Annotated in this window: 16 protein-coding genes; 6 read left to right on the plus strand and 10 right to left on the minus strand. The window is 71.1% G+C overall.

Going from position 1 to position 17,180, the window contains the following annotated elements; all coding sequences use genetic code 11:
• Positions 1 to 11: 11 nt before the first annotated feature.
• The 6 genes from ACYU8I_RS09025 to benA all read right to left on the minus strand — a co-directional run bounded on the left by ACYU8I_RS09025 (position 12) and on the right by benA (position 10,055).
• On the minus strand, positions 12 to 1,247 hold the full coding sequence (locus ACYU8I_RS09025) for a benzoate/H(+) symporter BenE family transporter (protein WP_460839752.1): 1,236 nt from the start codon (positions 1,245 to 1,247) through the stop codon (positions 12 to 14).
• Positions 1,244 to 3,943, minus strand: a complete 2,700-nt coding sequence (locus ACYU8I_RS09030) for a helix-turn-helix transcriptional regulator (RefSeq protein ID WP_460839754.1) — start codon at positions 3,941 to 3,943, stop codon at positions 1,244 to 1,246. Before ACYU8I_RS09030 ends, ACYU8I_RS09025 begins: the two co-directional genes overlap by 4 nt.
• Entirely contained in the window at positions 3,940 to 5,259 is a 1,320-nt protein-coding gene (locus ACYU8I_RS09035) for an MFS transporter (RefSeq protein ID WP_460839756.1), read from the minus strand. Before ACYU8I_RS09035 ends, ACYU8I_RS09030 begins: the two co-directional genes overlap by 4 nt.
• Positions 5,260 to 5,320: 61 nt before the next feature.
• The gene (benC, locus tag ACYU8I_RS09040) at positions 5,321 to 8,074 is read right to left on the minus strand and encodes a benzoate 1,2-dioxygenase electron transfer component BenC (RefSeq protein WP_460839759.1); all 2,754 of its coding nucleotides are present in this window, start codon (positions 8,072 to 8,074) and stop codon (positions 5,321 to 5,323) included.
• Between the two features lie 9 nt (positions 8,075 to 8,083).
• Positions 8,084 to 8,647: a benzoate 1,2-dioxygenase small subunit gene (benB, locus tag ACYU8I_RS09045; protein WP_460839762.1), complete on the minus strand. Its 564-nt coding sequence runs from the start codon at positions 8,645 to 8,647 to the stop codon at positions 8,084 to 8,086.
• A 1-nt stretch (position 8,648) separates the two neighbouring features.
• Positions 8,649 to 10,055, minus strand: coding sequence for a benzoate 1,2-dioxygenase large subunit (benA, locus tag ACYU8I_RS09050; RefSeq protein ID WP_460839764.1), 1,407 nt, complete (start codon positions 10,053 to 10,055; stop codon positions 8,649 to 8,651).
• 219 nt (positions 10,056 to 10,274) lie between these two features.
• On the opposite strand from benA, the gene ACYU8I_RS09055 reads away from it, so the two are divergent.
• From ACYU8I_RS09055 to ACYU8I_RS09075, 5 genes are read left to right on the plus strand one after another with little or no spacing between them, the layout of a single operon-like run.
• Positions 10,275 to 11,183: a LysR substrate-binding domain-containing protein gene (locus ACYU8I_RS09055; RefSeq protein ID WP_460839766.1), complete on the plus strand. Its 909-nt coding sequence runs from the start codon at positions 10,275 to 10,277 to the stop codon at positions 11,181 to 11,183.
• On the plus strand, positions 11,180 to 12,283 hold the full coding sequence (locus ACYU8I_RS09060) for a mandelate racemase/muconate lactonizing enzyme family protein (RefSeq protein WP_460839768.1): 1,104 nt from the start codon (positions 11,180 to 11,182) through the stop codon (positions 12,281 to 12,283). The genes ACYU8I_RS09055 and ACYU8I_RS09060 overlap by 4 nt, the downstream gene beginning before the upstream one ends.
• A 50-nt stretch (positions 12,284 to 12,333) precedes the next feature.
• On the plus strand, positions 12,334 to 13,203 hold the full coding sequence (catA, locus tag ACYU8I_RS09065; protein ID WP_460839770.1) for a catechol 1,2-dioxygenase: 870 nt from the start codon (positions 12,334 to 12,336) through the stop codon (positions 13,201 to 13,203).
• Complete coding sequence (gene catC / locus ACYU8I_RS09070; RefSeq protein ID WP_460839773.1) at positions 13,172 to 13,492, plus strand: muconolactone Delta-isomerase; 321 nt, start codon at positions 13,172 to 13,174, stop codon at positions 13,490 to 13,492. Before catA ends, catC begins: the two co-directional genes overlap by 32 nt.
• Before the next feature lie 9 nt (positions 13,493 to 13,501).
• The gene (locus ACYU8I_RS09075) at positions 13,502 to 13,699 is read left to right on the plus strand and encodes a hypothetical protein (RefSeq protein ID WP_460839775.1); all 198 of its coding nucleotides are present in this window, start codon (positions 13,502 to 13,504) and stop codon (positions 13,697 to 13,699) included.
• A 58-nt stretch (positions 13,700 to 13,757) separates the two neighbouring features.
• Here ACYU8I_RS09075 and ACYU8I_RS09080 read toward each other — a convergent pair whose 3' ends face one another.
• Both ACYU8I_RS09080 and ACYU8I_RS09085 read right to left on the minus strand, forming a co-directional pair.
• Positions 13,758 to 14,129 carry a hypothetical protein gene (locus tag ACYU8I_RS09080; protein ID WP_460839777.1) on the minus strand — a complete coding sequence of 124 codons (372 nt, stop codon included), beginning with the start codon at positions 14,127 to 14,129 and terminating at the stop codon, positions 13,758 to 13,760.
• A 246-nt stretch (positions 14,130 to 14,375) separates the two neighbouring features.
• Positions 14,376 to 14,819 carry a hypothetical protein gene (locus tag ACYU8I_RS09085; protein ID WP_460839779.1) on the minus strand — a complete coding sequence of 148 codons (444 nt, stop codon included), beginning with the start codon at positions 14,817 to 14,819 and terminating at the stop codon, positions 14,376 to 14,378.
• A 154-nt stretch (positions 14,820 to 14,973) separates the two neighbouring features.
• Between ACYU8I_RS09085 and ACYU8I_RS09090 the strand changes: the two genes are divergently transcribed.
• Positions 14,974 to 15,162 (plus strand): ANTAR domain-containing protein, encoded by a 189-nt coding sequence (locus ACYU8I_RS09090; protein ID WP_460839920.1) that lies wholly within the window; start codon positions 14,974 to 14,976, stop codon positions 15,160 to 15,162.
• Positions 15,163 to 15,683: 521 nt separating this feature from the next.
• On the opposite strand, the gene ACYU8I_RS09095 is transcribed toward ACYU8I_RS09090, so the two are convergent.
• The gene (locus tag ACYU8I_RS09095; RefSeq protein WP_460839781.1) at positions 15,684 to 16,721 is read right to left on the minus strand and encodes an NAD(P)-dependent alcohol dehydrogenase; all 1,038 of its coding nucleotides are present in this window, start codon (positions 16,719 to 16,721) and stop codon (positions 15,684 to 15,686) included.
• A 46-nt stretch (positions 16,722 to 16,767) separates the two neighbouring features.
• Positions 16,768 to 17,175, minus strand: coding sequence for a (R)-mandelonitrile lyase (locus ACYU8I_RS09100; RefSeq protein WP_460839783.1), 408 nt, complete (start codon positions 17,173 to 17,175; stop codon positions 16,768 to 16,770).
• Positions 17,176 to 17,180 lie beyond the last annotated feature (5 nt).

The raw sequence follows: 17,180 nt of genomic DNA on the forward strand, positions 1-17,180 counted from the left end.
CAGCGCCGAGATCAGGGCCGGTCGAGCAACCGGGTCACCAGGAGCCCGGCGACGAGTCCCCAGAACGCCGCACCGATGTTGGCGACCTCCAGCCCGCTGACGGTGACCACGAAGCAGACGAGCGCGCCCGTCGGACGTGCGCCGGAGAACGCCGCCACGAAGGCACCCTCGAGGGCGCGCAGCATCGCGAGCCCGCCCAGGGCGGCCACGAATGCGGCTGGGGCACCGAGCATGAGCCCGACCGCGCCCGGCGCGAGGAGACCGAAGACCACCGCGAGGACGCCGCACCAGATCGCCGCCGCGTAGTGCCGCGAGCGCTCGCCGGAGGCGGTCAGGAGGGCGTTGGTCGGACCGGTCAGGCAGGTCGAGACCGCCCCCACCGCGGCCGCCGGGAACGACACGACCCCGCACGCGATGGTCACGACGTTCATCGGGGGTCGGTGCCCGGCGCCGGTCAGCACCGCGAGACCCTGCCCGTTCTGCACCACGAGCACGGTCACGACGAGCGGTACGACGAGCTGGCCCACCGCGGCCCAGCTGAAGTCGGGTGTCGTCACGACGGGCGACGCGAGCCAGCTGCCGGACACGCTGTCGGGTGACATCGCACCGGTCAGCAGCACGACGACGACACCGGTGACGAGGGCGCAGAGGATCGGGGGCACCACACGGCCGATAGCCGGCACGGCTGAAGCGAGGACGAAGGCGGCGACCATCGCGCCGGCCAGGAGCAGGTCGCCGTCGACGGCACCGACGAGTCCGGTGCCGAAGGGCAGGAAGACCCCGGCGACCATCGCCATGACGACGGGCATCGGCAGCAGCCGCATCACCTGGTCGACCCGGCCGGTCAACCCGAGGAGGAGCACGACGGTCGCCGAGACGACGTACGCCCCGATCACCTCGGGCCAGCTCAGCGTGGCGAGCGACTGACCGACCACGACGGTGCCGGGGATCGTCCAGAAGAAGGCGAGCGGCTGCCGGTAGACCCACGACACCACCGCCGTCAGCAGGCCGTTGAGCACGAAGACCCCGAACACCCAGGAGGCGATCTGCTCCTGCGAGAGTCCGCCCTGCCGGCCCGCCGCGAGGATGACCGCGAGGGGTCCCGTCGCAGAGAAGATGATCGCGACCAGTCCGTTGACGAGCTGATCGCGGCCGAGGTCGCGCAGGACCTGGCGGCCGGACGGCGGACGGCACTGCGGTCGCTCCACCCGCCCGGGCAGCGGGGCGGCCGACGTCTGCACGCTCATGCGTCATCCCTCCAGGTGTCCGGGGGGAGCGTCGCCAGCTCGACGCGCGAGCGCACCCCGAGCTTGGCGTACACGCGGGTGAGGTGGAACTGCACGGTCTTCTCCGACAAGAACAGCTCGGCGGCGACCTCGCGGTTGCGCAGCCCGGTGGCCACCATCCCCGCGACCGCGCGCTCCTGCGGTGTCAGCGACTCGGCGGGCCGGTCGCGGAGCACGGCGCGCACGCCGCCCGCCTTGAGCTCGCGCTCGCACCGCTGCACGTACGTCGTCGCACCGAGCGCCAGCCAGTCCTCCGCCGCGGCCGTGATCACGACGTCGGCCTCGCGACGCTTCCCGGCGCGGCGCAGGGTCTGGCCGTAGGCGAAGTTCACCCGCGCTCGGTCGTAGACGAGCGGCAGCGGCTGCAGCGCCTCGAGCGAGGCTTCGAACGCCTGGCGTGCGGCCCGCAGGTCGCCCTGGGCTCCGAGCAACCGACCTCGGGCGTAGCCGAGCCGCGCCCGGGTCGAGCGGTGGCCGCGGTCGCGGGCCACGCGCTCATGGCGGTCGAGGAAGTCAGCCGCGCCGTCGAGGTCGCCCTGGACGACCAGGGCGTTGGCATGGACGTCGGCCCAGGGCCAGAAGCCGGGCTCGGCCACGTCAGGCCCGAAGGTGCCCTGGGCGAGCGGCGCCAGCGCCGCAAGCACGCCCGCGTAGTCGGCTGCCGCCTCGCACAAGGCGGCGCGGCCGAGGCACGCCGGCACCCGTGACACGGCGTACTCCCCGGCACCGTCCGTCACGGCAGCGCGGGAGCTGTCACGGGCGCGGTCCCAGTCGCCGCGCAGGGCGTGCACCTGGGTGAGCGTCCAGCGCAGCAACGGTTGGAGCAGGCGCACGCCGACGTCGTCGGCGAGGCCGACCGCGGAGCCGGCGACCTCCACGGCGCGGTCCCACTCCCCCGTCAGGAAGTGCACCCGGGCGAGCCATGCCCGGGCCCACAACGAGATCCGGACGGAGCCACCGAGGTAGTCGGTCGGTACCGCTCGCGAGAGCTCGGCGCGAGCGACGTCGACCTCGTCGGCGACGAGGTGCAGCCAGCCGGCGCCCATGCCGACCCGCTGCCCGACCGACCCGCCGAGCGAACGGCCCAGGAGCTCCCGGTAGCTGGCGAGTGCCTCCTCGACGTGACCTGTCGCCCCGAGGCCCAGGCCGCGGATGGCCTGGGCCTCGATGGCGGTGGGGTGGTCCGGGCCGACGACGTCCACCGCACGGTCGGCCCACGTCACGATGGCGGCGCCGTCGCAGCCGGCAAGAGCATGCAGCACGTGGCGCTGGGCGACGGTCGCCGCGACGACGGGGTCGCGGCGCGCACTGACGAGCTGCCAGGCGCGGTCGAGACGCGAGACGGCCTCCCCTGCGCGGCCCCGGAGGATCGCGAGGTAGCCGATGACGGAGTTGCGCATCGCGGACTCGGGCAGGCTCTCCACCTCCGCGAGGTAGCCGCTGGCGGCGAGCACGTCCCCGGCCCCCACCAGGGCGTCGACGGCGAGCAGCAGCCGCTCCGCCGCCCGGCCCGGATGCGCAGAGCTGCGGCGTGCGAGGAGGTAGAGGTGTGCCGCGGTGGACCAGGCACCGGCACCTGCGTGTCGTTGAGCGAGCGCGTGCAGCTCGTCGGCCAGCGCCGCGTCGGGCTCCCACCTCGCGGCCACGGCGTGCTCCAACCGGGCGGCCTCGTCGTCCACCAGGGTCGCGGCCGCACGGTGCAGCTCGGAGCGTCGCTGCAGACCCATCAGGTCGCGCACCGCCGCCGACTCGATCGGTTCGGCGAAGCTGACGGTCGTCCCGACGCCCACTCCCGTCCGCAGGAGCAGGCCGATCTCGACCGCAGCGTCGACGGCGTCGAGTGGCCGCTCGGCGCGGGCGACCGCGGCGGCCAGCGCGAGCGGGGCCTCGGGTCCGAGCACGGCGACGGCCTCGACCAGCTCGCGTGCGTCGGGGGGCAGCCGCTCCAGCGCCCCCGCCGTACGTCGCTGCACCAACGCGGGCGCGGGCAGGTCGGGTGCGACCCCCTGCCAGACCGACCGCGGCGACGACGCGACGAGTGCCTCGACGTGGGCGGGGTTGCCGTCGGTGTGGCGCACGAGGTGAGCAGCCACCGTGGCGCTGAGGGCGACCCCCTGGCCCGCCGCCAGCTCGCGCACCTCTGCTGCGGTCATCGGCGCCAGCCGCAGCACCAAGCCCGCTGCCCGGTCGAGCACCTCGTTCGCGGCACCACGGCCGCCGATGGTGCGGGTCGCGACGACCAGGACCCGTGCCTCCGGGTGCAGCCGGGACCCGGTGGCGAGCACCTGGAGCGACTCGGGGTCGGCGAGGTCGGCGTCGTCGACCAGGAGGACGGTGGCGGACCCACCGGTGCCGTCGAGATCACGCCACAGGTCGACCGCCTTCTCGACGACGTCGCGACCGGCCAGGTCGGTGGCGAGGCCCGCGTGGCGGAGGGTGGCGAGCGGCGAGCCCGCCTCCCAAGGCACCCCTGAGGCACGCACGACCCGGCACGTCGTGAGTGCGCTCGCGACCCGGTCGAGCGTGGTGGTCCGCCCCGCTCCCCGAGCGCCCTCGATCACCACGACGCGGGGCGTGCCGTCCGGGCCGTCGCGGCCGACCACCAGCTCGGTGACCAGCCGCACGACGTCGTCGGGGCGAGCGAGCTGGGCGGTCACGAGCGCAGGCTAGACCCCGTGCCAGCGGTCTCGAGGTCCTCGAGTCGACGGTCCTCCGTGAAGATGGACCGGCCGCGGGCCACGCCGCGCACCGACAGGGTCACCACGGCTCCGACCAGGCTGACGGCGGCGAAGATCTGGAAGGCGGTGCTGCCGCCGACGCCGGCGCCGACGAGGACGCCACCCACGACGGGACCAAGGATGCCGCCGAGGCGGCCGAAGCCGGCGCACCAGGCGACGCCGGCGGCCCGGGCCGAGGTCGGGTAGTAGTTGGAGACCAGCCCGTAGATCAGCACCTGGGTGCCGATGGTCCCGACTCCGGCCACGGCCACAGCGGCGAGCAGCACACCGAAGGGCAGGGCCAGCGGCATCAGCAGCAGCGCCACCGCCGCGAGCACGAAGGTGGTGGCGACGACCTTCTGGGCACCGGTGCGGTCGGCGACGGCCGAGGCGAGCAGGCCGCCGATGATGGCGCCGAGGTTGAGCAGGAGCAGGAACGCCAGTGCGTAGTCCTTGCCGTAGCCCTTGTCGCCCATGATCTGCGGCAGCCAGGTGTTGAGGCCGTAGGTGAGCAGGAGGCCGGAGAAGCTCATCAGGCCGAGCAGCAGGGTCGGCAGTGCAAAGCGACGCGAGGCGAGGGCGGCGTACCCGACCTTCTCGGGCTGCGCGTCGGTGACGACCCCCGCGCGGGCCTGCAACCACATCGGGGACTCCGGCAGCTTGAACCAGGCGACCGGCAGCAGGAACAGGACCGGCAGGGCACCGATCGCGAAGAGACCGCGCCAGCCGGCGACGTCGTCGAGGGCGATCGCGGCCAAGGCGGCCATGACACCACCGGCCGGGATGCCGCTGTAGACGATCGCGTTGTAGCGGTTGCGTCGGTCGGCTGGGGCGAACTCCGCGACGAGGGCACCGACGGTCGCGACGAGCGCACCGACCCCGATGCCGGTCAGGAAGCGACCGATACCGAAGGCCAGGACGCTGCTCGTCAGGGCGGTGAAGCCCATGCCGAGCGAGAACCAGGCGACGTTGACGAGCATGACCTTGCGGCGGCCGATCCGGTCACCGACCGCGCCCGCGGTGAGTGCTCCGACCAGGACACCGATGAGCGCCCAGCTGCCCAGCGTGCCCGCCTGCGCGGGGGTGAGTGCGCCGATCTGGCTCGCGTCGGAGAGGAAGGTCGGGACGACGGTGCCGTAGACGACCAGGTCGTAGCCGTCGAAGAGGAGGGCGACGAACGAGATGCCGACGACCCAGGGCACGGCCCGACGGGCGGCCTCGTCGGCGCCATGGACAGAGGTGGTGGAAGCGGGCATGACGGGACCTCCCAGGTCCTGGGTGTGGGTGATGGGTGAGGAAGCTCGGGCGACGTGGGGCTCAGCCGAGGTCGCCGCCGGCGACCGGCAGCGTGGTGCCGGTGATGTACGACGCCTCGCGCGAGGCCAGGAAGCAGATCGCCGCGGCCTGCTCGTCGAGCGTGCCGTAGCGCTTCATCAGCGACGACTCGACGGTCTGGTCGACGATGCGCTGGTACCACTCCTGCTCCTGCTCCGACTCCGGCGCGGGGCCGCGCGGCACGCGTCGAGGCGGAGCGTCCGTCCCGCCGGGCGCGGTGGCGACGACCCGCACGCCGTGCGGGGCGAGCTCGAGGGCCAAGGTGGCGGTGATGGCGTTGACGCCGCCCTTCGCCGCGGCGTACGGCACCCGGTGGACGCCACGGGTCGCGACGGAGGAGACGTTGACGATGGTGCCGCTGCCCCGCTCGACCATGTGCGGTGCGACCGCGCGGCAGCCCCACAGGGTGGGGAAGAGCGAGCGCGAGATCTCGGCCTCGACCTGCTCGGGCGGGTACTCGACGTACGGCTTGGCCCAGATGGTGCCGCCGACGGTGTGGATCGCGACGTCGATGCGGCCGTGCTGCGCGAGCGCCTTGGCGACGACGTCCTCGCCGCCCTCCCAGGTCTCGAGGTCGGCGACGACGGCGCTGGCGCCCCCGGAGGCCTCGAGGTCGTCGAGCTCGGAGGCGAGCGTCTCCACGAGGTCGGAGCGGTCGGCGAGCACGAGGGTGCCGCCCTCGGCCGCGATGCGGCGGGCCGTGGTCTCGCCGATGCCCTGGGCCGCCCCGGTGAGCAGGACGACCTGGTCGGCGAAGCGACCGGCAGAGACGAAGACGGGTCGCTCGCGGGCGGCCGTCTCGCCCATGGCGCGCCGCATCGTGACCTTCGAGCGCTCGGCGTGCTCGGTGATGAGCCGCCGCGCGGTCTCGCGGTCCTGGGCCTCGATCGCGTCGACGATCTCGACGTGGTCGGTCGCGCAACGCGGGTCGCACCAGGTGGCGTTGCGCAGCGTCTCGGCCATCTGCCCCTTCACGCCGAGCGCCTGGTAGGCCTGCAGGAGGTGCTCGTTGCCGGTCTGGGTGAAGAGGTAGTCGTGGAAGGCCGCGTTGGTCTCGGTGTACGCCGCGGCGTCGACGAAGCGGTCGCCCTCGACGTACGACAGCGTGGTCTCGGCCAGCAGCCGGTAGCCGGCGAGCTGCTGCGAGGTCAGCGTCCCGAGGACGAGCTCCAGGGCCCCGAGCTCCAGTGCCCGGCGGGCCTCGAAGACAGCGTCGGACTCGTGGACGCCCGGGTGCTCCTCGCCGATCTCGTAGCCGGCGGAGGTGACCGGACCACTCGCAGGCTCCGGCTCGGGTGCTCGCGCCACGAGCGGCTCGAGGGATGACTCCGGCCACACGGTCTGCCCGGCGATGGCCCTCGCGGCGGGAGCCTCCACCAGACCAACAGGGGCGTCGAGGTCGACGGCGTCGCCCTCGATGCGGACGGGCAGCACCACCTGTCCGGCGATGCGGCGCAGCGTCGCGACCCGGTCGTCGTCGCGAGCGGCCTGGTGCAGCGGGGCCACCTCGCGGGACCCGAGCACCAGCTGGCCGGCGATCGAGCGCGCCGACGACCCGGCCTCGCGCAGCTCGGTCGGGCCCGCGGAGGACGTCGTCACCGCGACGGGTGCCTGCGCGGCGTCGCGCTCCGGCTCGTCCTCCTGGTCCGCGGTCTCGACGACCTCGGGCTCGGCGTCGGGCTCCTCGACGTCGACCTCGTCGTCGGCGTCGGGCTCGGGCGCCGCGGCTGAGGACGGGTTGAACTTCTCGTAGTAGAAGCCGGTGGGCGTGACGCCCTGCTCGCCGAAGTGCGAGCGCACGGCCTCGACCATCGGTGGCGGCCCGCACAGGTAGACGGCGACGTCGCCGCCGTGCAGGTGCTCGTCTCCGATGAGGCTCATGACGTAGCCCTTGTTGGCCGCTGCGCTCGCCTCGTCGGAGACGCAGTGGTCCCAGGTCAGGTTCGGCAGCTGCTCGGCCAGGTCCGCGAGCGTGTCCAGCTCGACGAGGTCGTCGTCGGTGCTGACCCCGTAGACGAGGTGCGCCTGCCGCTGGCTGTCCTCCGCGACCAGCTTGCGCAGGATCGCCAGTATCGGGGCCAGGCCAGTACCACCCGCGAGCAGCAGGGCGGGGCGCTCCGCCTCCCGCAGGAAGAAGCTGCCGTGCGGGCCGGTGAAGCTGACCTCGTCGCCCACGGCCGCCGCCTGGGTCAGCCAGGTCGACATCAGGCCACCGTCGATGACCTTGACGAGGAAGTCGAGCTCGTCGGCCCCCGGCGCGCTGCTGAAGGAGTACGAACGGGTCTCGTCGCTGCCCAGGACGGCGATGTTGACGTACTGGCCCGGCAGGTAGGTCAGCGGCTTGCCGCCCGTCGGCGCCGCGACCGACAGCTTGACCGTCGTCGGCGACAGCCGCCCGATGCCGGTGACGGTCGTGGTGTGGGTGGCCGCCGCTGTCTTGGCCACGGCCGAGGTGCTGGCGATCTGCAGCACCAGGTCGCTGCGGGGCTTCATGCTGCAGGGCAGGCAGAAGCCGTCCTCCGCCTCGTCGGCGGTCAGCGCGTCGTCGATGTAGGTGCCACCGTCGTACTCACCGGACTCGCAGACCGCCTTGCACGTCCCGCAGGCCCCGTCGCGGCAGTCCAGCGGGATGTTGATGCGCGCCCGGTACGACGCGTCGGCAACGGTCTGGTCGTCCTCGCAGGTGATGAACCTGGTGACGCCGTCCTCGAACGCGAGGGCGACCTGGTGGCTCATGACGGCCCCTCAGAAGTGGTAGATGTCGACGACGTGGTGGATGTAGTCGTTCTTCAGCACCACGGTCTTGCGGCGGATGAGCGGGGACTCCCCGGAGAAGTCGATCGTGTAGAACGACGTGCCGTAGTACGGGTCGACGGTCTTGTAGCGGAAGTACATGGTGTGCCAGTTGAAGCGCACGTCGACCAGGTCGCCGCGGCGCTCGATGACCTCGACGTTGCTGATGTTGTGGCTGGTCCGCGGCTCGGGGATGGAGGTCGCGCTCGAGCGCTCGGTGCGGATCCGGAAGACGCGGTCCTCGAGACCACCCTTGTTCTCGTAGTAGATCAACGAGATGTCGGTCTGGGGGTCCTCGCACAGCAGGTCGTCGTCGCCCCACGACGGCATCCAGTACTCGCAGTCGTCGGCGTAGCAGGTCAGCCACTGCTCGAACTCGCGGTCGTCGAGGTAGCGGGCCTCGCGGTAGAGGAACTGCTCGATGCTGGTCTGGTCGATCACGGGCTGGCCCGCGGCAGGGGTGGCTGCCGTGGGAGTCGCTGCGGTGTCGGGACGTTCGGTGACGGAAGCGCTCATGTCAGTGACCCTTCCCGTTCGAGGTGGCGGACGAGGTCGACGAGGTGGCGGCGGCCTTGGCCTGCTCCTTCTCGACCGCGGCGCGCATGGTGTCGAGCCAGTAGCCGTGCTGCACCGGGTAGAGCCCCTCGTCCTCGTTCTTGACGCCGGCAGAGATCACTCCGGGCATGTCGAGCGCCTCGGCCACCGGGTCGGGGCCGGTGAGCCAGTGCTCCGCGCCGCGGCTCATGTCGTTCCACGGCGCGTTGGTCGCCTGGAAGGTCAGCTGGCAGGAGCGGAACTCCTCGAGGTCGTCCGGGGTGGCCATGCCGGAGGCGTTGAAGAAGTCCTCGTACTGGCGGATGCGGTGCGACCGGGCGGCGGCGCTCTCACCCTTGGGTGCGATGCAGTAGATGGTGACCTCGGTCTTGTTCGGCGCGATCGGCCGGAAGTGGCGGATCTGGGTGCTGAACTGGTCCATCACGTAGACGTTCGGGTAGAGGCACAGGTTGCGGGAGCCCTTGACCATGAATTCGCCCTTGGCGTCGCCGTACTTCTCCTTGAGCCGGTCCATCTGGTCCCACAGCGGACGGTCCTGCGGGTTGGCGGCCCAGGTCCACAGGCACAGGTGGCCGTTGGGGTAGGACCAATAGCCGCCTCCGGACTTGCCCCAGCCGCCGGCGTCGAGGGCCTTGGTCGTGTTCTTCGACTCGCCGTTGTTGCGCCGCGAGGTGGTGGCGGCGTAGTTCCAGTGCGTCGCCGTCACGTGGTAGCCGTCGGCACCGTTCTCGGCCTGCACCTTCCAGTTGCCGTCGAAGGTGTACGTCGACGAGCCGCGCAGCACCTCGAGCCCCTCGGGCGACTGGTCGATGAGCATGTCGAGGACCTTGGTGGTGTCGCCGAGGTGCTCCTGCAGCGAGGTCACGTCGTCGTTGAGCGAGCCGAACAGGAAGCCGCGGTAGCTCTCGAACCGCGGGACCTTCGTCAGGTTGTGCGAACCATCCGTGTCGAAGGTCGCGGGGTAGCCCGCGTCGTCGGGGTCCTTGACCTTGAGCAGGGTGCCGTCGTTGCGGAACGTCCAGCCGTGGAACGGGCACGTGAGCGTCGTCCGGTTGTCGGTCTTGCGGCGGCAGATCATCGCGCCGCGGTGCGCGCAGGCGTTGATGAGGCAGTGCAGCTCGCCGTCCTTGTCGCGGGTGATGACGACGGGCTGGCGACCCATGTGGACCGTGAAGTAGTCGCCGGGGTTCGGCAGCTGGCTCTCGTGGGCGAGGTAGATCCAGTTGCCCTCGAAGATGTGCTTCATCTCCAGCTCGAAGATCTCCTCGTCGGTGAAGATCCGACGGTTGGCGCGGTAGACGCCGGCGTCACGGTCGTCGATGACGGCGTCGGCGAGGACGGCCTGGACGGGGTCGAGAATCTCGGTCACGGGTTCCTCCATGGGCTCGGTCCCGCCACCCTCGCAAAGGGTGGCGCCGGTCACACCAGGGCAACTCCCAGGCCTGACCCAGGGTGTGATTGATCGTTGCGAACGATCAATCGACGGTGAATACGTCTTTGTGGCCGATGGGAACGGCGCCTAGCGTGGCGCTCGTCACGCCCGTCGTGACGACCAGCTCGCACCGACGGAGGAGAGGGAGGCCGCCTCGTGGAGCTCCGGCACCTGCGCCACTTCCTCGCCGTCGCCGAGACCCGTCACTTCGGTCGGGCTGCGGAGCAGCTGCACATCGCCCAGCCCGCGCTCTCGCAGTCGATCCGGCAGCTCGAGGCCGAGCTCGGCGCGACCCTGCTGGCGCGCACGACGCGCCAGGTCAGCCTGACCCCTGCGGGCTCGTTCTTCCGCGCCGAGGCGCAGCGCGTCGTCGACGGACTCGAGGACACCGTGCGCGGTGTACGTCGCATCGCCGAGGGCCGCTCGGGACTGCTGCGGGTCGCCTTCACCGGCACCGCGGCCTTCGACCAGCTCCCGCGGATCGCCCGGATCGTGCAGCAGGACCTTCCCGGCATCGCGCTCGAGGTGGTCGCCGACCAGCTGACGCCCGCCCAGCTCGACGCCCTGCGCTCGGGCCACGTCGACCTCGGGCTGCTGCGTCCGCCAGTCGCCGGCGACGACGTCGAGGTGCGGATGGTGCTCCGCGAGCAGCTCGTCCTCGCCCTGCCCGTCGACCACCGCCTCGCCGACGAGGCCGGCCTCGAGGTCGCCGACGTCGCCCACGACGTGTTCGTGATGTACGCCGACGCCCACTCGGCCGTCAACGAGGCCATCGTCCGCAGCTGCCGTGCCGCAGGCTTCGCCCCGCGCCGCGAGCACGAGGCACCCAACACCTCGGTCCTGCTCGCGCTGGTCGCGGCCGGGCTCGGGGTGGCCCTGGTGCCCGAGTCGGCGCGCTCGCTGCCGCTGCGCGGCGTCGTCTTCCGCGACGTCGCCGGAGCGGCGTCGATCGACCTGGCCCTCGCGTGGATGCGCGAGCACCCCTCCCCCCTGGTGGCCACCCTCGTCGCCGCCCTGGAGTCCCACGACTACTTCCCGACCGCCGTCCCCGAGGAGAGCGCGTGAAGATCACCGCCGTCGACGCGATCCCCTACCGCATCGACTACCGCAAGCCGCTGCGCTTCGCCAGCGGCGAGGTCCACGCGGCCGAGCACGTGCTGGTCCGGGTCCACACCGACGACGGCGTCGTCGGCGTGGCCGACGCTCCCCCGCGACCCTTCACCTACGGCGAGACCCAGGCCGGCATACGAGCCGTCATCGGGGGCGTGTTCGGCCCCCAGGTGGTCGGCCTGACGTTGCTGGAGCGCGAGGCCGCCCAGCGTCGCCTCGCCCGAACCGTCGGCAACCCGGTCGCCAAGGCGGCCGTCGACATGGCCATGTGGGACGCCCTCGGCAAGACCCTCGACCTACCCGTGACCGAGCTTCTCGGCGGCTGGACCGACCGGATGCGCGTGTGCCACATGCTCGGCTTCGACACCCCCGCCGCGATGGTCGACGAGGCCCAGCGCATGCGCGACGTCCACGGCATCACCACCTTCAAGGTCAAGGTGGGCCGGCGTCCCGTCGACCTCGACGTCGCCGTCACCCGGGCGCTGCGCGAGCACCTCGGCGCGGGAGTCGAGCTGTACGTCGACGGCAACCGCGGCTGGACGGCCTCGGAGTCGTTGCGCGCGATGCGTGACATGGCCGACCTCGACCTCACCCTCGCCGAGGAGCTGTGCCCGGCCGACGACGTCATGGGGCGCCGCTGGCTCGTCGAGCGTCTCGACGTGCCGTTCGTCGCCGACGAGTCGGTCGTGACCCAGGCCGAGGTCACCCGCGAGGTCCTGGCCGGCGCCGCCAACGCGATCAGCATCAAGACCTCGCGAACCGGCTTCAGCCTCTCCGAGCGCACCCTGCACCTCGCCGAGGGTCTCGGCGTCGAGGTCGTCATGGGCAACCAGATCGACGGCCAGCTCGCTACCGCCTGCACCGTGGCCTTCGGCGCGGCGCACGAGCCGACGTCTCGCCGCGCGGGCGAGCTCTCGAACTTCCTCGACATGAGCGACGACCTGCTGACCGAGCCGCTCGAGATCCGCGAGGGCACCCTCGTCGTCCCCTCCGGTCCCGGCCTCGGCGTCGAGATCGACCCCGACAAGCTCGCCCGCCACCGCACCGACGCCTGAGGCGTCACCCCGACTTCCCGCACACCAGCCCACCCCTGAGGAGAACCGGCATGACCACCGACCAGTCCGCGCCCACCACCGCCAACGGGACCGCTACCGCGGCGGCCACCGGCGCCAACGCCACCCAGCGCTTCGCCAGTGACAAGCAGGTCGCGGCGCAGACCCCGCCCGAGCGCGTCAGCCTGCTGGCCCGCGAGGTGCTCTCCGCGATCCACGACACGATCGAGCGCCACGAGGTCACCTACGACGAGTACAACGCCCTCAAGGCGTGGCTGATCCAGGTCGGCGAGGACGGCGAGTGGCCGCTCTTCCTCGACGTCTGGGTCGAGCACGCCGTCGAGGAGGTCGCCGGCAAGTCCCGCGAGGGCAGCAAGGGCACCATCGAGGGCCCGTTCTACGTGCCCGGCGCCCCGACCTTCGAGGTCGAGGGCACGCTGCCGATGCGCGAGGACGAGCAGGGCACGCCGCTGCTGTTCCAGGGCCAGGTCACATCGGTCGACGGCACCCCGCTCGCCGGCGCGACGGTCGACATCTGGCACGCCGACGCCGACGGCTACTACTCGCAGTTCGCCCCCGACATCTCGGAGTGGAACCTCCGCGGCGTCGTGAAGGCCGACGACGAGGGCCGCTTCCACGTCCACACGATGCGCCCGGCGCCGTACCAGATCCCGACCGACGGCTCCTGCGGTGCGCTCATCCGCGCCGCCGGCTGGCACTCCTGGCGCCCCGCCCACCTGCACCTCAAGGTCAGCGCCGAGGGCCACCAGGAGGTCACCACGCAGCTCTACTTCCCGGGTGACGCCCACAACGAGGACGACGTCGCCTCGGCCGTCAAGCCCGAGCTGATGATGGACCCGCAGGCGGTCGACGGTGGCGAGCAGGTCACCTATGACTTCGCGCTCGCACCGACGCAGGGCTGACGCGGTGCTGTTCGCCGTCCGGATGGACGTCGCCCTCCCGCGGGACCTCGATCCCGCGGAGAGGGACGACGTCCTGGCGCGGGAGAAGGCTTACTCGCAGGACCTCCAGCGCGGAGGTGAGTGGGTGAGCATCTGGCGCTGCGTGGGCCAGTACTCCAACCTCAGCATCTTCGACGTCGCCGACAACGAGCGGCTGCACGAGATCCTCTGGAACCTGCCGCTGTTCTCCTACATGCAGGTCGAGGTGACTCCGCTGGCCGCGCACCCCTCGTCGATCTCGGCCGGCTGACGGCACGAGATGGCCCTCGAGATCGCCACCACCTGGCTCGCCCGCGGCGAGCAGCGTCCGTTGCTCGTCGTAGGGCCCTCGCTCGGCACCACCTCGACCCAGCTCTGGAGCGCCTGCCTGCAGGCGCTCGACCGTCCCCTCGACGTGCTCGCCTGGGACCTCCCCGGCGACCAAGGGCCCGGGGTGAAGTCGCGGACGATCACCTGATCGGGATCGGGTGGTAGTCAGACTGGTAGTCAAATGACGAACCGCAGGTCGGAGACGGTCACCGCTGTGCGGTGAAACTGCCTCTGACCTGCGGTTCCTCGGTCGGGCTGACAGGATTTGAACCTGCGACCCCTTGACCCCCAGGCCGTCTTGGCGAGATCTCCAGTTGTTGCCGCGGGATGCACTCGATGGCATATGAGCAGGTCAGGGCCGGGATGGCGCTGATCCGGCATCGTGCTGCAACGCCGAGCGAACTCGCGAATTCCTGTCCGATGGTAGTCAGATCGGCAGTCAGATTGTCGTGGTCGACGCGTCGGTTCCCGGCTGGCGCCGCCCGCAGCGACGACACCGCCTCCTCGACTAGGAGCGTCGTCGCGGGATCGACGAGCGTGCGGGCGCCCAGTTGCAGGCGCAGCGCCAGACCCAGCATCCAGCCCTGCAGCCCGTCGCGCAGGTCGTTGTGCAGTCGTCGCCGCTCGTCGGTGGCCGTTTCGTCGGCGCGGCGGGCCTGCCGCGCGAACCGCCGAGGTCGGCGTCGGCCTACTTCTTGTTGCTGGGCAGTGTCTTGGCGTCAGCGATCTTGCGAACTGACGAAGACACGTTGCGGCCGGTGACAGCACTACGCGAGACCATCGCCTTTGCTGCAGACTTCTGCGCACTGGACACGATCACTCGCTTAGCCATGGCCATCCCCTGGGTCGGAGGGTTCTTGTGTCGAGGATACGTCGGACCTAGGCCCAATCTGGAGAATGTTGTCGGCGTCGAGGTAGACCTCTACGGCCTCACCTCTGGCGCCCAGCTCGTCGAGCTGCTCCTCGGCGTCTTCGTAGACGGCGCTCAAAGCCGCCTCGACGAAGGTCTTCTCAGACTCCTCAAGAAGATCCGATCCCAGCAGCGCTTCGAGTTCCGCCACCCCGAGGCCTGCGAGTCGGTCTTCCCTGCTCGCGGAGAGCTCCGCTGCCCACCGCATGGTTCTCAGCGTTTCTTCCCGCTTGGACCGAGTCTCCAACTCTTGCGCGCCCTTGCGGCCGATGATCTGAGCAAGCAGAACGCCCAGGAACGCGAGCAGGGGCGAGCCGAAACTCACAACGAACACCGCCCAGAGCGGCAGGCTGACCACACGGACACACTAAAGCTCCGGCGCTCCGCCGTGCCGTCATCCAGCTCTGAGCGAGCCGCCCAGATGACCTCCCGACCTCGAGGCCGTCTCAGGCCATGCTTCTCACGAAAAAACGAGCTGGCCCCGGCAAAGCGCACTGGCCGCCGGCCAGAAGATCACCGGCCTCGAGAGCGCCCTCGCGACGCGACACATCGTCGGGATGGCCCAAGGCGTCATCATGAAGACGTACGGCGTCGACCCCGACACCGCCTTCAACGTCCTGGCCCGCCTCTCCTCGGCCCGCAACGAGAAGCTGCGCGACATCGCCCACGACATCTGCGAGAGCCTGCAGATTCCCCGTTGACGGGGCGGTCACCGGTGAGCAGCGTCCTGCTGCCCGTAGGCGGTCTCGGCCAGAGGAAGGTGTCGGGGGTGGCGGGGAGGTGTCGCACGCGCACCCCGGTGGCGCGCTGAGAGACGCCTCATCCGCTGCTCGGCCTGTCGTCGGGTGGCGATGGCACGGCTTTCAACACGGGGCGCACCGATCTGAGCTCCAACGAGCGGCGCCTCGTCGTGGCGCCGGCCGGGTCGCTGCCCAAGGGCCCCGGGCTCCAAGGCCCGACGAGCCAGGTCTTCGTGCTCGAGCCTGCTGCCGCGGCAGCACGGTCGTGGGCCGAGGCTCGTTGCTCAGGACCCTGCCCGCTGAACCGGGGCCACCGATGCCGCGGCCAGGGCCGAGCTGCCTGCAGCAGCCGCGACCTCAGGAAGTGTCGGGGTGGCCGGCAAGCTTCACAAGCGCGCACGGGGGGCTCCCGTGAGACGGCAGGCGGCATTGCCGACCGCGACGCCACACGGGAGCCAATTCGTCGGACACGTCAGGACCCCTCAAGCGAAGGTGGCGGCGTCGATGACGAAGCGGTAGCGCACGTCGGAGGCGAGCACGCGCTCGTAGGCATCGTTGACGTCCGTGGCGGCGATGACCTCGACCTCAGCGCCAATGCCGTGCTCTGCGCAGAAGTCGAGCATCTCCTGGGTGATCGGGATGCCGCCGATCATCGATCCGGTGACCTTGCGGCGGGCACCGAGGAGCATGCCGTTGACGGTGTACGGCGAGGGTGCGGCGCCGACGCTGACGATGGCGCCGTCGATGGCGAGCAGTCCGATGAAGGCGTTGAGGTCGATGTCGGCGCTGACCGTGTTGATGATGATGTCGAACCGGCCCGCCAGCTCCTCGAAGGTCGCCGGGTCAGAGGTGGCGTGGTACGCCGTGGCACCCAGCGCGAGTCCGTCGTCCTTCTTGCGCAGCGACTGCGACAGCACGGTGACTTCGGCGCCCATCGCGTGGGCGATCTTGACGGCCATGTGCCCGAGACCGCCGAGACCGACGACCGCGACCTGCTTGCCGGGGCCGGCTCCCCAGTACTTCAGCGGGTTGTAGGTCGTCACACCGGCGCACAGCAGCGGTGCGACCGAAGCAGGATCGAGCTTTTCGGAGACCGAGAGGACGAAGTCGGCGTCGACGACGACGTGGGTGGAGTAGCCGCCCTGGGTGCTGGTGCCGTCGCGGTCGGGGCTGGCGTAGGTGAAGACAGTGCCTCGGTGGCAGAACTGCTCGTCGCCGTTGGTGCACGCGGCGCACTCGCCGCAGGAGTTCACCATGCAACCCACGCCGACGCGATCACCCACGCTGTGGCGGGTGACCTCGTCGCCGACCTGGGTAACGGTGCCGACGATCTCGTGGCCGGGGACGACGGGGAAGGGTTGCGGGCCCCAGTCGCCGTTGACGGTGTGGATGTCGGAGTGACAGATGCCGGCGAAGAGGATCTCGATGAGGACGTCGTGGGCACCGACGTCGCGGCGCTCGATGGTGGTGGGGACGAGCTTCTCGCCGGCGGCGGGGGCGGCGTACGCGTTGACCTGCATGGGGGCTCCTGGGTGTGACGGTGTGGTGGCGTGGTCTGGAAGGGGATCAGCTGGACGGCTGGGTCGTGTATTCGTCGTCGGTTACGGGCGTCAGCCACTGCACGACGGCGTGGTCGTCGTCGGCCTCGTTGATGGCGAGGTGCACCATCAGGCGGTCCGGAGCGGCACCGTGCCAATGCTCCTCGTCGGCCTCGAAGAGGACGCGGTCGCCGGGCCGGATGACCTCGACGGGCCCTCCGCGGCGCTGGCACAGTCCGACGCCCTCGGTGACGAAGACGGTCTGGCTGAGCGGGTGGCGGTGCCAGTGGGTGCGTGCGCCCGGCATGAAGTGGACGAGGTTGGCTGAGACCCGCGACGGCGAGGGTGCGGCGGCGACGGCGTCGATGTAGACGTCACCGGTGAACCAGCCTGCTGGCCCCTTCACGGTTTCGGCGCTGCTGCGGGTGATCTGCATGTTGA

This window comes from Nocardioides marmoraquaticus (assembly GCF_054777915.1).